This window comes from Brucella tritici, assembly GCF_902825325.1.
Classification (GTDB): Bacteria; Pseudomonadota; Alphaproteobacteria; order Rhizobiales; family Rhizobiaceae; genus Brucella.
Map to the genome: position 1 here is coordinate 53,478 of NZ_CADEAR010000010.1, position 18,519 is coordinate 71,996.

Sequence of the window (18,519 nt, forward strand, 5' to 3'; positions counted from 1 at the left end):
TGGAGATTTTTATGAAAACGATGAAAATTGGCAATAATGTTTTTTCCTGGGATGAAACCGGAAGCGGTCCTGCGATCGTGCTGCTTTCTGGATGGTGCCAGGATCACCGCCTGTTCAAGACATTGGTGCCGGAACTGGCGAAAGATCATCGCGTTATCCGCTTCGACTGGCGCGGGCATGGCGACCATCGCGAACATGACGGTGATTTCGACATCAACCAGCAAGCCGATGATCTCGTCGCTTTCGTCAACGCTCTGGAGCTCGAGACCTTTCTTCCCGTTTCGACGTCCCATGGCGGCTGGGCCAATATCGAGGTCACCGATCGGCTGGGTTCCAGCCGCGTGCCCAAATCAGTCGTAATCGACTGGATCATGAACCAGCCGAACGAAACCTTCTTTGAGCTGATCGACGGTATTCAAGACCGGCAGGTCTGGGAAAATGGCCGTGAGGGCTTCTTCGACTACTGGATCGGCGATACGAAGAACGCCGATATCGTCAATCACGTGAACAACGAGATGGCGGGTTATTCCTATGAAATGTGGGCGCGTTCGGGGCGGGAGATCGGCAAAGCCTATCGCAAATGGGGCAGCCCAATGCAACGCATGGCGGCCATGGCCGAAAACCGTCCGATCACCCATATCTATTCGCAGCCATTCGAACCGGAATATACGCAGGCGCAGGTGGATTTCGCAGCACGCAATCCATGGTTCCAGCCCAAGAAACTGCCCGGTACGACCCATTTCCCAACGCTTGAACAGCCTGTGAATGTGGCAAACGTTATTAGCGTGTTCAACGCATGATGCATTTGGTTGAAGAAGCAGGTTTCGATCCGGCTCGCCTGGATCGAGACTATAATGCCAAGGCCACCGTTTCGCCGGAAGCCTTTGCTGCCGAAATGGCACGCTATCGCGCGGCAAGTGTTGCGCCGCGGGCCGATTGGGGTCGGCACTTCGACGTGGTCTATGACGAAGAAAGCGGACAACGGATCGATATTTTCGGTCCGTCGTCCACGAATGAACCATGTCCGGTTTTCGTGTTTATTCACGGCGGTTACTGGCGCGCTTTGTCAAAGGATGATTCTGCCATGATGGCGGAAATGCTCGCAGCCGAAGGCATTGCGACCGTCACAGTCGATTATCGTCTGGCGCCGGAAGTCTCCCTTGCGGAAATTACGCGGGAGGTGCGCGCGGCACTTGCCTTCGTCTGGCGTCATGGACGGGAATATGGTCTTGACCCGGACCGGATATCGGTTGGGGGGAGTTCGGCGGGTGGTCATCTTGCCGGAGCGCTTGTCGCGGAAGGCTGGCATGATGATTTCGGAGTGCCTCGGGATATTGTGAAGTTCGCCATGCCGGTCAGCGGGCTTTTTGAGCTTGCGCCCCTGGCGGCAACTTTCCCACAGGAGTGGTTGAGCCTCGGTCCTGCCGATGTCGATGAACTTAGCCCGATCCGTCACATTCCCGTGCGGGGCTGTCCGATTACTGTGGCATGGGCAGAGCACGAGGCAGACGGCTTCAAGCGTCAGTCGCGAGCCTATGCCGAAGGCTGGGCTGCGGCAGGCGGAGAGGCGAAGATCATCGAGGTCGCCAACCGGAACCATTACAATATTCTGATGGACTGGTGCTCGCCCGAAACCGAGATGTCGCAGGCTCTTCTCGCCGGTATTCGCAACATCGGTTCAAGCGCATCCCGAAAAGTGTGAAACGGTTTTCGGAAAAGATGCGCGGTTCAAAACAAATGATTAGAGCGCCGATCTGATCCAATCACTTCGAAACGCGTTCTAATCGGCTTCCAAAAGAAATTCCGCAGCCGCGTTTCGATACGCGGCTGACGATCTGACATGGGCAAAATTGCCTCCATACACATTAATTCATGCGATTATCCTCATGGATATATAGTTTTAAGATGAATTGTCGCATGAATTAAAACATCTCATTCTGACTGTAACGATGATCTGGGCGTGACCCGAATTTCTAGATTGCAGAGGCTTTCTGATGCAAAAATCCGATGTGCAGCTTTTCATAGGCGGTGAATGGCGTAAAACCGCCAATACGCTTCCAATTATCAACCCTGCGGACGAGACTGAAATCGGGCAGGTTGCGGTCGCGGAACGTGGAGATCTCGAGGCGGCACTTCAGGCGGCGTGGGACGGTTATCAGATCTGGCGCAATACTTCGCCGGCGAACCGTGCCGCGATCATCATGAAAGCGTCGGCGCTCATGCGCGAGCGCCAGGAAGAGATCGCACGGGCGATTACGCTGGAAAACGGTAAGCCGATCACTGAAGCCCGGCTTGAGGTTATTCGCGGTTGCGAATTCTTCGAATGGGATGCTGGCGAGTGCATTCGTTTCTATGGCCGCGTCATTCCGAGCGCGCCCGGCATTCGCTATATCGTCGTGCATGAGCCTATCGGTCCGGTCGCAGCATTTGCACCGTGGAATTTCCCGATGAGCCAGCCAGCACGCAAGATTGCAGGCGCTCTGGCCGCCGGTTGCTCCATTATCCTGAAAGCTTCCGAGGAAACGCCGACGGCGGTGACGCATATTGCGCGCGCGTTTGAAGATGCGGGCCTGCCTACCGGTGTACTCAATCTGGTTTTCGGCGTTCCTGCCGATATTTCGCAGTTCCTGATTCCGCGCCCCGAAATTCGGGCGATTGCATTCACCGGATCAACTGCCGTCGGCAAACATCTGACAGAGATTGCTGCGCGCCATATGAAACCGGCTCTGATGGAACTTGGCGGGCACGCTCCCGTCATCGTTTGCGAGGATGCCGATCCGGTCGTCGCGGGTATCACCTCGGCGCGCCGCAAATACCGCAATTCCGGCCAGGTATGCACTTCGCCGACACGCTTCTTCGTTCATGAAAGCCATTATGAACGTTTCACTGCGGCTTTCATCGAAACGGCCCAGTCGATCCGCGTCGGTAATGGCATGGATGAAGGGGTCCAGATGGGTCCCGTTGCCAATGATCGTCGCGTCACGGCGCTGGAAGAACTGGTCAGCGATGCCGAGGCGAAAGGCGCGAAACTGCTTTTCGGTGGTCGTCGCCTGAAGAATAATGGCTATTTCTTCCCACCGACGGCTCTGGCGGAATTGCCGGACGATGCCCGTGTTATGTCGGAGGAGCCCTTTGGTCCGCTGGCACTCATCAATCCGGTTGCGTCTCTCGATGCGGCCATTGAAAAGGCAAATTCGCTTCCGTTCGGTCTGGCGGCATATGGCTTTGCCAGTTCGGCGGAAAATGTGGATCGTCTGATGACGGGGCTGGAAGCTGGAAACGTCTCGATCAATACGCTCGAAGCTTCTGTAGCCGAAACCCCGTTCGGCGGCGTCAAGGATAGCGGACTTGGCCGCGAAGGCGGAGCCGAAGGGTTGCATCATTATACGGTCGTGAAAAACGTTTCGCACCGTCTGGTGATCAGTCTCTAATCAGGCGTATGCCGTTTTTCAAACCCGTCGCCATCGATCACCGGCGGCGGGTAGCTCTTATCAGCTGGATGTAAGGGCCAGCGTGCGGATTGCTTCCAGATGCGCGCGCATGGCCTGGTGGGCACGGTCGCTTTGCCGTGCCTCGATTGCATCGACGATTGCCAGATGCATCGCGCTTTGCTCTGTCGCGTATTCGCGTTTACGGGCCTCCCGAAAGATCGCATCATGTCTGCGCTGCCATGTCGAGCGTCCCCGGACAGAGGCGAGCGAACTGAAGATCGCGGCAAGCAGCGCATTACCGCTCGAGCGCGCGACTGCCTTGTGAAAGGCATCATCCAAACGTTCATATTCCCGCCAGTCACGAGCCGTACCCGTCGCCAGCGCAAGCTTGCGCAAGGAGGCGAGATTATCTTGCGTGGCATATTGGGCCGCGGCTGCGGCAAGGGCGGGCTCATAGACCAGCCTTGCATCCATAAGGTCCTGAGCGGATGTGGATTCGATGATCCGGTCCAGGGGCCGTTCGATGGTCGAGGCGGGCGGGCCCATGAAGGTGCCCTTGCCCTGATGACGCCACACCACGCCTTCGATCTCAAGCTGCCGTAGCACCTTGCGCGTCGTTTCGCGGCTGCAGCCGAGCGCCGCCGACAAAACACGCTCGGGCGGGATCTTATCCTGCGGGCCGAAATTCTTTTCCACGAGCAGCTTCCGCATGCGTTGCATCGCTTCGGCGGTCGGCATGCGATCTGTCATCCGGTGGCGCTCCATACCAATTTGTAGACCAATTACACAGGGACCTATCCCCCATGCAACGGTCGGTCAAGTTGACGAATGGCCGACGAACCAATGGTGGACGAATAGATGCGCCTTGATCCTTTTTTGATTCTGATGATCGCCGCGGTTGTTCTGGCAACTCTCTTTCCGGCGACCGGCAACGCAGCAGACATTGTCAGTATGCTGGGAACTATCGGTGTTGCCCTGCTGTTTTTCGGCCACGGAGCGGCCCTGTCTCACAAGGCGATCGTTTCGGGTTTGAAGCAATGGCAATTGCATGGGTTTATTTTCGCGACGACATTTATCGTTTTCCCGTTGATCGTGCAGCCTTTGCGGCTCGTTCCCGAAAGCATCCTGCCGTCTGATCTGGTCCTTGGCTTCATCTATTTGGGTGTTCTGCCTTCGGCAATTTCAAGCTCTATTGCCTATACTGCCATGGCCAGGGGCAATGTGCCTGCTGCGGTCTGCAATTCGGCCGGGTCGAATGTCTTCGGATTGTTGCTGACGCCGCTTCTGATGACGATTTTCATGCGTTCGTCCGGGTCTATCGACTTGGGGCAGGCTTTGCGCGATGTAGTGATTGAATTGCTGTTGCCGTTCGGTCTGGGACAAGCCAGCCATCGCTGGCTCGGGCCGTTCCTTTCGACGCGAAAGCACTGGCTGGAGAATTACGATCAGTCGGTGATTGTGCTGATCATATATTCGGCTTTCTCCCAATCGGTCACCGCTGGACTCTGGCAGGTTTTGCCACCATCGGGGCTCATCATGGCAATCGTGCTTTGCGTCGTTCTTCTGGCGGGCGTGATTGGCTTTACGATGGTTGGCTCGCGCTGGTTGGGCTTTACCCGTGAGGATGAGATTGCGGCTGTATTCTGCGGGTCCAAGAAGAGCCTGGCATCCGGGCTTCCACTCGCTCAGGTCCTGTTCGCTGGCCTGCCCGGCTTCGGCATGATCGTGTTGCCGATCATGCTCTATAACCAGATCCAGATTCTGGTAGGCGCTGTTCTGGCGCGCCGCTATGCGATGCGGCTTTCCACAACCGACACAGCCACGCAGACGGGTTGAGCATGGCAAAAGACGAGATGGTACGAGATGGGCCAGCAGAATGGCTGCGCCCATTAGACAGGCAGCCGCTTGTGATACAAGTTGCGGAGAGCGTGCGGCTTGCGATCCTTGAAGGGCGATGGCGCAGAGGCGAGCGCCTGCCAAACGAGGCTGATCTGGCCGATGATCTCAAGGTTTCTCGTGCAACCTTGAGAGAGGCAATCGGCATGTTGGTTTTTGCCGGGATTGTCGTGCGTCGGCATGGATCAGGTACATTTGTTAGAGACGAGAAGCGGGAAGAAAGAGAGAGGGCGGTTAAACCGGCTTCCTTTTAACCGGAACTGCTCTAGGAGCAGAGGACGTCGACGACACTCGCAAGCTGCATGTCCTGCTCACCCGCCTCCATGGTGCGCCGGAGGACTTCGGACACGCTAGCGGCAGCACCGCGCGCAGCCTCGACCAGCGTGTTCCCTCGCGTAAGTTTGGCGGTCAGAAGGCCTGTGAAAAGGTCGCCGGTCCCGACCGGAACGATCGGCAGGCGCGGTGAGGTCAGTCGCGTGCAGATTTCGTGGTCGAAGACAATATTTTCGAGCAAGCCGTCTGGCGTGTCCGCCAGATTGCAGCCTGTCACGACCAGCCTTGCGCCGCGAAGCGCCTGCACCTGAGCAGCTGCCATTTCAAGCACAGGCCAGGACATCACTTCGCTGCGCGCAATAAGACCCAGCTCGAACTGGTTGGGGGTCAACAGATCGGCCAGCGGAACAAGTCTCTCGATGATACATTCCACCACCTGATCGGCGACGAAAATGCCCAGATTCATATCGCCCATCACCGGGTCGCAAATGTATTTGATGTCCGGATTGATCTTGCGCGCGCGTTCGACGAACGCGGCGACAACATCCCCGTTGGCCCGAGAGCCGAGATAGCCAGAAACGATATAGCGGCTTGTTTCAATCAGCCCGCGTTCTTCAACGCCGCGCAGGAGATCGCCGACGAGTTCGGATTCGAGAACGCGCCCGCGCATGGTTTCGAAATGCGGATTGTTCGACAACAAAGTCGTGGGGACTGCGGCGACATTCAACCCATGGGCCTGCATGGGCAGAACCGCAGCACTGTTGCCGACATGCCCGTGCACGACCTGGCTCTGGATTGAAATGATGGAGGTGGTCATTTCCTTGATTTCTGTAGTCATTTCGCAGCTCCTTCGCTCATGCTCAGTTCGGCCCGTTCACGGCGCGGCAGGCGACCGTTGAGAACGATAAAGGCAACAAGTCCGATTATCAGCCCCCAGAAAGCGCCGCCGATACCGAAGAGACTGATGTTCGCGGCGGACGCCAGAAAGGTGATCAACGCTGCCTCGCGATGCGTGGGGTCAGACATTGCACCAGCCAGACTACTTCCTAGCGTGCCCAGCAGGGCCAGACCTGCGAGTGTTGTGATGAAGCTTGCCGGAAATGCCATGAAAACAGCGGCGAGCGTCACACCGAATATGCCGACGAGAATGTAGAACACGCCCGCTGCAATACCGGCGATCCAGCGCTTTGATGGGTTCTCGTGTGCTTCGGGTCCGGTCGCGATCGCCGCCGTGATTGCCGCAATGTTGAAGGCATGCGATCCGAAGGGCGCCATGATGAGCGAACCGAGACCTGTTGCGGTGACGATTGGATTGGCGCTGGTCTTGAAGCCGTCATTGCGTAGAACCAGCATCCCCGGCATGTACTGCCCCGTCAATGTGATGAGGAACAATGGCAGCGCGACGGATAGCAGGGCATTGAGAGAGAATTCGGGCATGGTGAAAGCCGGTGCTGCAAATTCCAGCCGCAATCCAGACAGGTCGACCCGGTTTTGCAGAAGCAGAAAGGCCAGTCCGAGCACCAGAATGCCGACCACAGCATAGCGAGCGGATAGCCGTTTCAAAACGACGTAAGCAACAATCAGCAGTCCGACCAGCAACGGATCAATAGTGGCACCGCCGAAGGCTCCGATTCCGAATTGCAGAAGGATGCCAGCAAGCAGACCTGCCGCAATACCCGGTGGTATCAGACGGATGACTTTCTCGAAATAGCCCGACACACCGAGGACAATGAAGGCGAAAGCCGAAATCATGTAGGCACCGATCGCCTCTGCATAGGATGTGGTGGCAAGCGCTGTGACAAGAAAGGCAGCGGCTGGGGTCGACCAGGCGGTAATGATCGGCTCACGATAGTGCCAGCTAAGGTAAAGGCCGGTCAGGCCGACGCCGATAGAGACTGACCAGACCCAGGAGGCCGTCAGTTCCGGGCTCAATTCCGCGACCTTTGCAGCCTGAAAAACAAGAATAAATGTGCCGCCATAGTTGACGATGACGGAGATCAGCCCGGCCACAATGGGATGGGTAAGATCGCTCAAGCGGATTTTTGATGTTGATGCACGGGATGAAACCATCCTGGGAAACCTCCTGGGAATCGAGGCGCATGGCCGACAAGATGTCTTGACAATTAGTCGTTTAATGGCCTGATAATCCCATCCATTTTTCCATTTAGGACCAGACCATTTGTTCAAGCACTCCCAACTTGAATCTGTGAAGGCGTGGATTGCCCATCCCGCCCATGCGGCCATGCCGCTCCACGCCCGCATTCAACGATCGATCAGGCAATTGATCGTTGATGGGGCGCTTGGACCGGGAAAGGCGCTTCCGGCTTCGCGTGGTCTCGCCAAATCGCTGGGCGTGTCCCGAGACACGATTGAGGCGGCCTATGCGCAGCTGCATGCGGAGGGCTTCATCGACCGTCGGATAGGCAGCGGCAGCTTTGTGGCGCAGATAACGGAATTCACGCCCGGACACAGCGTTTCCCAGCGCGATGCGCTTTTGCGCAATCAGGCGCCCAATCTGAGCAAGCGCGGCGCGATCATGTTTCGCAGCGGTGGTGTGCGTGAGCTGCTGGCACCGCGGCCTTTCGCTCATGGTGTTCCCGAAACCCGGAACTTCCCGCTTCCGCTGTGGGAGCGTCTGGAGCGGCAGGTGTTGAAGGAAATCGGTACGCAGGCCTTGCTCCATGGCCATCCGCAGGGAACCGAGCCTTTGCGACGCGCCGTCGCCGAATACATGAACCTGGAACGCGGCGGCCGTGCGACGCCGGACAGGGTGCTGATCCTCACCAGCTCGCAACAGGCGCTGACTATATGCGCAAACATGCTGTTCGATCCCGGTGGCCGGATCTTCATCGAGGATCCCGCCTATTACGGCGCACGCAAAGCGTTCGATGCCGCTGGACTTGAAGCCATCCCGGTCGGTGTGGATGACCAGGGCATTGTGATCGAGCGGATGGTAAGCGAAACGAGTAAAGCCAAGGCCGTGTTTCTCACGCCTTCGCACCAGTTTCCAACCGGTGCGACCCTGTCACTGGATCGTCGCCTGGCACTGATCGAATGGGCCGCCCGCCAGCAGGCATGGATTATCGAGGATGATTACGACAGCGAGTTTCACTACGCTGGCAAACCGACGGCCTGTGTGCAGGGCCTCGACCGGCATGACCGGACAATCTATATCGGCACTTTCACCAAATCACTCTTTCCGGGCCTGCGTATCGGCTACATGGTTTTGCCGCCGCAACTGGTCAAACCGATGACCGTTGCGCGCACCCTGCTCGACGGGCATTCCGCACCAATAGCGCAGTTGACGCTTGCCCGGTTCATGGAGGGCGGACATTTCGGCGTACATGTCCGGTCTATGCGCGGCATCTATGCCGAACGGCGTGATGTACTGGCGGGACTGATCGAAAAACATCTGGCGGATTTCGTTGAGCCACAAGTACCTGCCGGAGGGTTGCAAATGTCTTGCGTGCTCACCGGCGACCTTTCGGAACGCAATGCCGTAACGGCTGCCCAGCGCGTCGGAATCGAGCTCCTCGGCTTGTCCGGGCTCTATGCTAAGGGTGGTGGAAAGGCTGGTTTTCTGATGGGATTTGCAGCTTACACACCGACGGAAATCGAAATCGCGGTCAAAAAACTGGCAAGGGCTTTTCAGGCGGCCGTGAAACCATAATTTTTTCAGCAGACGCCGCATTTGCCAGCCTTGTTAAACTCCAATAATCTCACAAGACTTAATAATATTATGATTATCAGTTGGGTCGATACTCTGTCTGAACAGCGGCTGATACCGGGATGCAATTTATGAACCTCCACACCAGAAGCATCCGATCTGCGGCGCTCCCGATCCTCATGTGGTTGCTGTTCAATATTCTGGCGATAGGTAGCCTTGTCCTCTATCAGCGTGCCGCGTTGTTGTCCGAACTTCAGGCCGCCAGCTTTACGTTGCACCGCGAGGCTTCACAACGTGCTGACCAGCACGATGCCCATTTGACGGCGCTTTCGACGATTGCTCAATCCAAGGCGCGAACGGCCGATCTCTCGCAGGACGATGTTTTCGTCGAAGTGGCAGCAACGATCACTCGTTTCTATCCGCGCATAGACGAGATTCAATTGGTGCCGATGGAGCCAACCGCCCCAGTGACCGGCACCAGAAAGCTGGAACCGGAACTGGTCGACGCCATACGGGCGGCGGCTCGCTCGTCCCGCGGCGTTCCCGAACTGTTGGCACCGGCAGAACGGCCCGGACATTATCTGATCGTAAAACGCAGCCCGAATACGGATAATCCGCATGACGGCCTGGCGCTGGCGATCAATGCTGGCAGCTTGATCACCTCTGACGATGCATTCTGGAGCCGTAAGGGCGTTGCCCGACGCCTCGTCATGCCCGACGGAACCGTTCTGTTCAGTAGCCCGGCCTCGTTCGGCGAAGCGCGCTTCTCCAAGAAACTGGGCAGTGCTACACAGCCGCTTCTTTTCCAGACCGCTCTCGCCATGGGGTGGACCGATCTGTTGCCACTCGACCAGTTGATTGCGATTCTCACCCTCACGAATCTGCTGTTCTTCGGCGGGCTGGTTATTGTTCGCCAGACACAACGCACACGCCATGCGGAACGTCGGGCGGAACTGAGCGGCCTTGAGGCCCGGCTGGCTCACGCCTCGCGTGTCAACACGATGGGCGAAATGGCAAGCGGCATGGCACATGAACTGACACAGCCTCTAACGGCAATTCTCGCTGGCGCGCAGGCAGGGCGCCGCTTGTTGGTCCGCAATAATACGGAGGCTCTCGCTGGAGCGTTGGACGATATGGTGGACCAGGCGCGCCGTGCATCGGCCATTCTGGATCGGCTGCGCAACTGGTCTCGCCCGCAGCGGCGACAGACGGCATCTGCCGATCTGCGCCTGTCGCTTCAAAATGTGCAGACCTTGCTCGCTTCGGAAGCTGCCCGGCAGAATGTCAAAGTTGAGCTTGTGATGCCGGAAACACCTTTGATGGCTGCGGTTGATCCGGTAGAAATGGAGCAAGTGATGTTCAACCTTCTGCGCAACGCGATTGAATCCTTTCATGACGGAGATCAGGACCGGCGGGTAAATGCATCCCTGAAAGCTGACGGGCCGATAGCCATTCTGGAAATTGCGGACAATGGTCCCGGCGTTGCGCCTGAACTCTTGCCGCGCCTCTTTACCCCCTTTACCACAAGCCGCCCGGAAGGAACCGGCCTCGGTCTGGCGCTCAGCCAGCGGCTGGTCGAGCGTTTTGGCGGCGAGATTTCCTATATTCCACAGGAGCGCGGCGCGCTGTTTCGCGTTGTGCTTCCAATTGCTGAAGACGCAGGAAGTTAAGAGGATGGTTCAGCCCGTCTATCTCGTCGATGACGATGAAGCAGTACGAAAGTCGCTTGGCCTTCTTTTGTCGACTATAGACATCGAGGTCAGGAGTTTTGCCGATCCTTCGGCATTTCTGGCCCAGCTGCCGCGGCTGAAGCCGGGGTGCATGATTTTCGACATTCGCATGCCAGTCATGACGGGCCTGAAACTCCAGGAGCTGTTAGCCGGGCAGGAGATTGACTGGCCGGTGATCATCATCTCCGGCCATGGCGATATCGAAGCCTGCCGTCGCGCCTTTCGAAATGGTGCGGTGGATTACCTTTCCAAGCCCGTTGATGAGCAGGATCTGATCGACGCAATCCAGAAGGCTCAGCAATTGCTTGAACACAGGCTCGGGAGCAAGGCGCTAAGAGCCGAAACGCTGGCACTGCTCGATACGCTGACAACACGTGAACGCGAGGTTCTTGACCGTATCGCGCAAGGATTTACCACCCGGCAAATTGCCGATGGTCTTGAATTGTCGCCCCGCACGATAGACAGCCACCGTGCGGCCATCGGCGCGAAACTGGGTACAACCTCACAAGCGGAAATGACCCGTTTGTGGCTGGAGGGGCAGCCAAATCCGTAGAACTACCGATAAGATCGTAAATGCTACGGATTTCGCTGGACGCTGGCGGCGACTAAATGTTTCTCATCACAACCGAGGAACGACCATGATCCGTAAACTTGCAATAATCGCCCTGTCGATGGCTCCGGCTACCGCTTTCGCTCAAACGCTTCCCACCACGCCCTATCTGCCGCTTGATCTCGCGACCAAGGCTGCACAGGCTGCGCTGGATGCCTGCGTTGCCAAGGGCAACAATGTGAGCGTCGCAGTCGTGGCCCGCGACGGATCGACCAAGGTTTTGCTCAAGGCCGACCTTTCCGGCCCGCATACTGGCAATAGCGCTGAAGGAAAGGCATTCACGTCAGCAGCTCTCGGTCGCGATTCCGGTGAACTGGCAGAGTTTATTGCATCGAAGCCAGCCAATAATGGCATGCGGGACATGGATTCTCGCTTCGTCATTCAGGCAGGCGGACTGCCGATCAAGATCGGCGACGCGCTGGTTGGTGGCATTGGTGTTGGCGGTGCGCCATCGGGTGCAACCGATGCGGAATGCGCACTTGCCGGTCTGCAGGCCATCGCAGCGAAGTAATAAATCAGGTCGGGGCTGGACGTTGTCCGGCCCCGGCTTTTTAAGATTATTCATCAATATTGTTGAACGATATCTTCTATGTTAGAGCTTGTCCGTCAAGGAATACGCAGTCGCGTATCGTGACGATCCAAATGCAAGAGAATGGCAGAGCGCTTCATGAAGATAAATTCAATCACGTCGCGACCTAACGATGCGGCCGCTCGCATGGCTGTCAAACCGGTGATCTGCTATCCGGTCGATACGCTGCCACGGCCTGATCTTGATGCCTATCGCGCCCTTCGTGACAAGCTTGTTCTTGTCGAGCGGATTGTCGTGCAACCAAGGGAAGCGGAGTGTTGGACCATTCCGGCAGGGCATTTCTGTCGTATCGTTTGCAGCGAGGGGCCCCAAGTGGGCGACCTCAATCTGTTTAATGCGGACGATCTCAACGAGAAATTTTATAGCGGCAAGACGCGCGCACTGAACGGAACCCATGTGGGAATGGGGGATCAGCTTTTCTCCAGCTTTCCTTATCTACGGCCGATGGCGACCATCACCCATGATAGTCTCGACTGGTATGGTTTCGACGAGTTTGGCGGTGCAGTCCATGATGTGATCGGCACGCGCTGCGATCCGTACACGAACAATCTTCTAACTGATGGGGCGCAGTATCACCACTGCTGCCATTCCAACCTGACGCGTGCCTTTGCGAAACAGACGGGCAAGCCGCTGCATGAGGCTGAAACCTACATTCACGATGTGCTCAACGTGTTCATGTGCACCGGTTTCACCCGCGATACGGGGCAATATTTCATGAAGGCAAGCCCCGTACGGCCAGGCGATTATCTGGAGTTTTTCGCGGAGATCAACCTGCTCGGCTGCCTCTCGGCCTGTCCGGGAGGGGACTGCTCGGCGGAACATTCGTCCGATACTGCAGCTTGCCATCCGATGGTGGTGGAGATTTACAAGCCGGAGCGTCTGCCGGGAGGCTGGGCGTCCGCTACTCTTAACGGATATGATCGCACCCACGGTCTTTGAGCGGGGCCGCAAACCAGTAAAAACGCCGCGATCAATCACGGCGTTTTTTTCGATTGCCGAAAAATCAATGCTTCATACCAAGCCTCGTTGAGTTTCTCTCATCGAGACTTGGTTAAGCCCGTGCCGCAATCAAGCATTTTCAGGGGTGTGATGCGTTAGCATCTTAACGCCCGGCTATCAGTCGGCAGAAGCGTAACTGCCGTCTTCGCGATGCACTTCATTGCCTGCCAGCGGCGGCGTGAAAACGCAGACCAGTACGAGGTCGCCCTTGGTGGCGCGCAAGATATGCGGGTCATTTTCATTGAGAGCGTAGATGGTACCGGGGCGGATCGGAAACACCTCGCCGGTCAGCTTGTGTTCGACTTCGCCTTCACCTGAAATGCAATAATTGGTTTCGAAGTGGTTTTTATAATGCAGGTGCAGTTCCGCGCCGTCCTTGACACGGGTTTCATGCACCGAATGACCCATGCCGTCGTCACGTACGATCATGCGGCGGCTCTCCCAGCCGGGCCCGGAAGCGTCACGTGCGGTGCCGGCGATTTCGTCGGATGTTACGACAATCATATTATTCTCCTCATGTCAGTGTCAGAAAAGCTGTTAAAGTTTGGCGGCCAGCGGCTCGAGTAACTCTGCGATAGCCAACAGTGCTTCGTCCTCGCCGCGACGTCCGGTCAACATGAGACCGACAGGGTGCTTGCCGATTGGCAGCGAGATGCTGGGCAGGTCCAGACGATTGGCGAATTCGGTCAGCGAGAATGCGCGCCGGTTGAGCGCCAGATAGGTGTCCTCATCCGCAAGTGCTGCCAGCACGGGAGGCAGCATGGGAACGGTCGGCAGAATGAAACCGTCAAACCCCTCGATGTTCGCATCGAACTGTTCACGGCAGGCTGCAAGAGCACTCACAGCGTTCACATAGAGATAGGCGGGGTTTTCCCGACCTTTCTGAATGCGCGTTCCGACCAGAGGGTCGTAGCTGGCGAAATCGACGGCGAGCCGGTCGCGATGGAGCGCATAGGCTTCAGCGCCGATCATCCCCCCATCGACGGCGATCTTCGCGCTCTCGGTCAGGCTGGGAAGTTCTATATCCCGAATGACAATCCCTGAGGCTTCCAGCGCGGACCGGCAAGCACCGAACAGCTTCCCGATGATTTCATCAAAGGCGGTTTCCGAAGGCAGTCGGGGAACTGCCAGCCTTATCGGCTTTGAGGTCGATGGCTTCCTTGTTGCGGTGCCTGTTGCAACATCGTCGATCAGGCGGCAATGGGCGACCGAGGAGGTGATGATGCCCGGCACGTCGAAGCTCGTCGACAGCCAGTGCATTCCATCGGTTTCGTAGCGTCCGCGACTTGGTTTGAAGCCCACTACACCGCAGAAGGCGGCCGGGATACGCGCTGACCCGCTCGTGTCGGAGCAGACGGCGAAATCGCTGTATCCCCGCGCGACGGCCACGGCCGCGCCGGAACTTGAGCCGCCCGCGATCGCCTCTCCTGCAGGGTCCAGCGGCGTGCGCGGCGTGCCAAAATGCGTATTCACCCCCAGCGCGCCATAAGCAAATTCAGTCATGTTGGTCTGGGCGAGCAAGGTCGCGCCGCCCAAACGAAGCCTGTGCACCAGAGCGGCACTTGTAATTGCGGGAGCAGTATCCTGAAGCGCTTTCGAACCGCAGCTCGTCACCCAGCCTTCTGTATCGAAACAGGCCTTGACGGTCATGGTCAGACCAGCGAGTGGCGGGAGTTCCTCATTACTTTCGCTGAGTGATTGCCAGCATCCAAGCTCCGTGCGAGCCGTCTCGAACCGCTGGTTGAGAAAAATCTCTCGAGCATTCCAGTCGCGTACCGCATAGTCGGCCAGCGCCAGATCGAGTTTTTCGATCCGGTTGCACGATATTGCGAGTTCTGATCCGGACTTATCTTGCGGGGCGTATTTCATAAGTTGTGTCCATTGGCGCAATCGGCTTCGATCAGTTTCGGATCAGCGTTGTCAGCATTTTTTCCGAATCCGTCAGATAGTTTTCAAGCTGATCGGCTGCTGCTTCGCAGTCTCCCGCCGCAATGAGGCGATAGATTTCGGCTTCCCTTTTCAACCACGGCTCATGGAAAGCCTGTTCGTTGCCAGTGACGAAAACCAGACGCAGCTGGGTGACGAGCAGAGAGAACATCTGATCGAAGATAGGGCTGCCGTGCAGGGATACGATTTCCTGATGGAAGCGAAGGCTCTGGCGGGCCACAGCCGTCCAGTCCGACCGGGCGGTCGCCTCGCTTTCGTTGCGGATAACCTCATCCAGCCTTTCCAGCCAGTCGGCTGGAATTGAGGTGCGCCCTCGGAGCGCACCCAGCTCGACCACACGGCGCACCACGAAGATGTCGCGAATATCCGTTTCCGTCAGTCTTTTGACGCGGACACTCTTGTTCGGCTCCTGCGAAACCAGTCCTTGCTGGCGCAAAAGCTGCATGGCTTCGCGCAAGGTGTTGCGCGACACGTCATAGACATTGATCAGTTCGGCTTCGATCAGGCTCGTGCCGCTGAGCAGGCGGCCTTTGAGAATGTCATCGCGTATGGCATTTGCTACACGGATGAATGCGGGATCGCGAAGGGCGGCAGGCTGGTTCATGGATCAGACCGTCATATTTTTCAGAAAAGGTTTCAGCTGCGGATAGATACCCGATTTGAGTTTATCCGGCGTATCGTCGCAGACGACCTTTCCTGCGTCCATAAAGAGAATCCTGTCGGATACCTCGAAAGCGAAGTTCATTTCATGTGTGACAATCACCATCGTCACACCTTCGCTTGCAAGTGAGCGAATAACGCCCAGCACCTCCTCAACGGTTTCCGGGTCAAGCGCCGAAGTCGGCTCATCGAAAAGAATGATACTTGGTGACATCATCAGGGCGCGAGCGATCGCGACACGCTGTTGCTGTCCGCCGGAGAGCTGATGCGGATATTTTTCTGCATGGGCGGCCATGCCCACCTTGTTCAGATAATGGAAGGCCAGCCGCTCAAGATCGTGCCGCGCACCGACCTTGTGGTACAAAGGGGCGAGCAACATGTTTTCAAGCACTGTCTTGTGATTGAAAAGATTAAAGCTCTGGAACACCATGCCGACATCCCGGATCAGCGAGACGTCTTCCTTGAAGGTATGCTTGCCAGATGCCGTCACTTCTGCCGAGATGAAGGGCGATCCATGCAGTTTTATTTCACCGGCATCAAGGCGCTCCAGTCCGTTGAGCAGGCGAATGAAGGTCGTCTTGCCTGATCCCGAGCGACCGATGATAGAGATCACCTCGCCGGATTTCACTGTCAGGCTGACGCCCTTCAACACCTCATGCGAGCCATAGGCCTTGTGAAGCTCGGTTGCTTTCAAGGCTATTGTACTGCTCTGCTGGGTTTTGGCTTGCACGCGGTCAGCAGGAAGCTCGTGACCGGACAGTTTGGCAGAAACCTCCTGTGGCGACAATGTGCGCGCCTTCTTGCCGCGCCGTATCACATCCGAGCGTCGTTCCAGCATTGAAAGACCGCGATCGAACAGTGTGACGACCAGGACGTAAAAGAAGGCGACGACAGTGAGCGTTTCGAGCACCAGGAAATTCTGCGTATAGAGCCGCTGCCCGACGAGCAGGATTTCGGCAAGCGAGATGACCGAGACCAGAGAAGTAAGCTTGACGATGGTGACAAGCTCGTTCGACATGGCGGGTAGTGACACCCGGATTGCCTGCGGTATGACGATCAGGCGCTGGATACCGAAAAAGCTCAGCCCCAGTGCGCGTCCGGCCTCAAGCTGGCCCTTGTGAATGGCGAGCAGGCCACCGCGATGGATTTCAGCCATATAGGCGGTTTCGCTGATGACAAGCGCGATCAGACCAGCAGCGAAAGCATTTGAAAGGAGAGAACGAAGGACTGGGAAAACCTGCGGCAGACTGTAGATGAAAATCAGCAGTACCAGAAGCGGAAGGCTGCGGAAGAACCAGATATAGGCCCGCGCCGGGCCGTTGATCACCGCCCAGGACGACTGCTTTGCCAGCGCCAGCCCGAACCCCGCGATCGCCGCCAGAAGCCAGCTTAGCAGGCTGAGCTTGATAACAATCCAGCTCGCCTCCCAGAAGTCCCGATCCGCGAGCAGACCGAGCGCATAATGCCAATCATAGTTCAAGCGTGCCTCCCGTTTCGGCCATGCTGAGGGTAATGGGGGCAAACCGCCCCGATACCGGTGTGGAGCGCCTTTCGATCTGATTGGACCAGACCGATGCTCCAACTATTTGTTTTGTAAATCACTTCTGGTCCGAAGCCGTTTCGCACTTTCCGGAATGTGCTCTATTGAGCCGTGGAAACAACCGCTTTGATCTCGTCGTCGGTGACGGGTTCCATGCCGTAGGCTTTGATGAGCGCGTCATAGGAACCCTCCTTTCGCATCTGCGCGAAAGCATCGTTCACAGCAGTGAAAAGCTCTTTGTTTTGGGGCGTAGTGGCGACCCCCACCATGATCGGATAGATGAGTGCGCTGGATGTGACGGCATAATCGTCAGGAAATTTTTTCAGCAACTCGGCGGCGACGACATTGTCCATGAATTCCACATCGACGGAGCCGCTCCGCAACGCTTGCGTGACCTGCGCATCGGTGTCGAATTCGCGAGTCTCGATGGTGCCAAGATTGTTCTTTGCGCAATAGTCTTCCGACAGCGCCTTCAGCTTTGGAAGCCAGGAGGCACCTTGCATCGAGCCGATGACCTTGCCACACAATTCCTTCTCATTCGACGGACGGTATTTCGCATCCTTCAGTACGAGCAGAGACGAACCAGCCTTGATGTAAGGGATGAAATTAAGGATTTTCTGCCGTTCCGGCGTCACATAAAGCGCCGATGCAATGACGTCGAAGTGGTTGGCGCGCGCACCTGTGATGAGGCTGGTGAATCGCGTGTCCTTGAATTCTGCAGCAAGCCCGAGCTGCTTTGCGATCCCTTGCATCAGCTCGACGTCGAATCCCGCCGGCTTGCCGTCCTTCATGTAGACGAAGGGCGGATAGGTCAGGTCGGACCCGACGGACAGCGTGTTTTCCTTGACGGTCTGCGGCGCAGCCGCTGCCGCGTGCGGCGCAAGGGCGGTGGCTGCAAGCACGCCGGCCAGCACGGCTGATTTCAGCTTGGCTGCGTGTTTTGCAATTATCCGAATAAGCATGCTTTCCCCTTTTTGTTCAATAATATTGTTCAACAATTATAGAACTGAAAAGGCGGTGTCAACTCAAAGACGTTTTCGCGACAACGATCTCGAACCGCTAGGCGGATAGGCGAACTCATCGTTACCTTTAATTTCGGATGCCGGCTCCAGACCTTCCGAAGACCTGAACAATACGGCGTCACCTGCAGAATCCGGCTGATGCCGCCAGATCGTAT

General features: G+C 56.9%; 18 protein-coding genes. 10 read left to right on the forward strand and 8 right to left on the reverse strand.

The window, feature by feature from the left end; all coding sequences use genetic code 11:
* Nucleotides 1–11: 11 nt before the first annotated feature.
* The 3 genes from HWX93_RS15390 (at nt 12) to HWX93_RS15400 (ending at nt 3,431) form a co-directional block, all read left to right on the forward strand.
* On the forward strand, nt 12–800 hold the full coding sequence (locus HWX93_RS15390) for an alpha/beta hydrolase (RefSeq protein ID WP_176037858.1): 789 nt from the start codon (nt 12–14) through the stop codon (nt 798–800).
* Nucleotides 797–1,702, forward strand: coding sequence for an alpha/beta hydrolase (locus HWX93_RS15395; protein WP_176037859.1), 906 nt, complete (start codon nt 797–799; stop codon nt 1,700–1,702). The genes HWX93_RS15390 and HWX93_RS15395 overlap by 4 nt, the downstream gene beginning before the upstream one ends.
* A gap of 292 nt (nt 1,703–1,994) precedes the next feature.
* Nucleotides 1,995–3,431 (forward strand): NAD-dependent succinate-semialdehyde dehydrogenase, encoded by a 1,437-nt coding sequence (locus HWX93_RS15400; protein ID WP_176037860.1) that lies wholly within the window; start codon nt 1,995–1,997, stop codon nt 3,429–3,431.
* 60 nt (nt 3,432–3,491) lie between these two features.
* Here the strand turns inward: HWX93_RS15400 and HWX93_RS15405 are convergent, their stop codons facing one another.
* Nucleotides 3,492–4,181: a FadR/GntR family transcriptional regulator gene (locus HWX93_RS15405; protein ID WP_176037861.1), complete on the reverse strand. Its 690-nt coding sequence runs from the start codon at nt 4,179–4,181 to the stop codon at nt 3,492–3,494.
* A 108-nt stretch (nt 4,182–4,289) separates the two neighbouring features.
* Between HWX93_RS15405 and HWX93_RS15410 the strand changes: the two genes are divergently transcribed.
* Nucleotides 4,290–5,267 (forward strand): bile acid:sodium symporter family protein, encoded by a 978-nt coding sequence (locus HWX93_RS15410; protein ID WP_176037862.1) that lies wholly within the window; start codon nt 4,290–4,292, stop codon nt 5,265–5,267.
* 2 nt (nt 5,268–5,269) lie between these two features.
* The gene (locus tag HWX93_RS15415) at nt 5,270–5,581 is read left to right on the forward strand and encodes a winged helix-turn-helix domain-containing protein (protein ID WP_176037863.1); all 312 of its coding nucleotides are present in this window, start codon (nt 5,270–5,272) and stop codon (nt 5,579–5,581) included.
* A gap of 11 nt (nt 5,582–5,592) precedes the next feature.
* Here HWX93_RS15415 and pdxY read toward each other — a convergent pair whose 3' ends face one another.
* Both pdxY and HWX93_RS15425 read right to left on the reverse strand, forming a co-directional pair.
* A complete protein-coding gene (gene pdxY / locus HWX93_RS15420; RefSeq protein ID WP_176037864.1) occupies nt 5,593–6,438 on the reverse strand; it encodes a pyridoxal kinase in 846 nt (281 codons plus the stop codon).
* Complete coding sequence (locus HWX93_RS15425; RefSeq protein WP_176037865.1) at nt 6,435–7,670, reverse strand: benzoate/H(+) symporter BenE family transporter; 1,236 nt, start codon at nt 7,668–7,670, stop codon at nt 6,435–6,437. The genes pdxY and HWX93_RS15425 overlap by 4 nt, the downstream gene beginning before the upstream one ends.
* Nucleotides 7,671–7,779: 109 nt before the next feature.
* Between HWX93_RS15425 and HWX93_RS15430 the strand changes: the two genes are divergently transcribed.
* The 5 genes from HWX93_RS15430 to HWX93_RS15450 all read left to right on the forward strand — a co-directional run bounded on the left by HWX93_RS15430 (nt 7,780) and on the right by HWX93_RS15450 (nt 13,135).
* On the forward strand, nt 7,780–9,270 hold the full coding sequence (locus HWX93_RS15430; RefSeq protein WP_176037866.1) for a PLP-dependent aminotransferase family protein: 1,491 nt from the start codon (nt 7,780–7,782) through the stop codon (nt 9,268–9,270).
* Nucleotides 9,271–9,398: 128 nt separating this feature from the next.
* A complete protein-coding gene (locus tag HWX93_RS15435; RefSeq protein WP_176037867.1) occupies nt 9,399–10,937 on the forward strand; it encodes a sensor histidine kinase in 1,539 nt (512 codons plus the stop codon).
* Between the two features lie 4 nt (nt 10,938–10,941).
* Nucleotides 10,942–11,550 carry a response regulator transcription factor gene (locus tag HWX93_RS15440; protein ID WP_151558495.1) on the forward strand — a complete coding sequence of 203 codons (609 nt, stop codon included), beginning with the start codon at nt 10,942–10,944 and terminating at the stop codon, nt 11,548–11,550.
* Nucleotides 11,551–11,635: 85 nt separating this feature from the next.
* Nucleotides 11,636–12,118: a GlcG/HbpS family heme-binding protein gene (locus tag HWX93_RS15445; RefSeq protein WP_104755229.1), complete on the forward strand. Its 483-nt coding sequence runs from the start codon at nt 11,636–11,638 to the stop codon at nt 12,116–12,118.
* 156 nt (nt 12,119–12,274) lie between these two features.
* Nucleotides 12,275–13,135: an urea carboxylase-associated family protein gene (locus tag HWX93_RS15450; RefSeq protein WP_176037868.1), complete on the forward strand. Its 861-nt coding sequence runs from the start codon at nt 12,275–12,277 to the stop codon at nt 13,133–13,135.
* Between the two features lie 177 nt (nt 13,136–13,312).
* Here HWX93_RS15450 and HWX93_RS15455 read toward each other — a convergent pair whose 3' ends face one another.
* From HWX93_RS15455 to HWX93_RS15475, 5 genes are all read right to left on the reverse strand, one after another.
* On the reverse strand, nt 13,313–13,699 hold the full coding sequence (locus HWX93_RS15455) for an ectoine synthase (protein ID WP_109988276.1): 387 nt from the start codon (nt 13,697–13,699) through the stop codon (nt 13,313–13,315).
* 33 nt (nt 13,700–13,732) lie between these two features.
* The gene (locus HWX93_RS15460) at nt 13,733–15,064 is read right to left on the reverse strand and encodes an amidase (RefSeq protein ID WP_176037869.1); all 1,332 of its coding nucleotides are present in this window, start codon (nt 15,062–15,064) and stop codon (nt 13,733–13,735) included.
* 31 nt (nt 15,065–15,095) lie between these two features.
* A complete protein-coding gene (locus tag HWX93_RS15465) occupies nt 15,096–15,746 on the reverse strand; it encodes a GntR family transcriptional regulator (protein ID WP_176037870.1) in 651 nt (216 codons plus the stop codon).
* Nucleotides 15,747–15,749: 3 nt separating this feature from the next.
* On the reverse strand, nt 15,750–17,282 hold the full coding sequence (locus HWX93_RS15470; RefSeq protein ID WP_176037871.1) for an amino acid ABC transporter permease/ATP-binding protein: 1,533 nt from the start codon (nt 17,280–17,282) through the stop codon (nt 15,750–15,752).
* A gap of 161 nt (nt 17,283–17,443) precedes the next feature.
* Entirely contained in the window at nt 17,444–18,304 is an 861-nt protein-coding gene (locus HWX93_RS15475; RefSeq protein ID WP_176037872.1) for an ABC transporter substrate-binding protein, read from the reverse strand.
* Nucleotides 18,305–18,519: the final 215 nt, after the last annotated feature.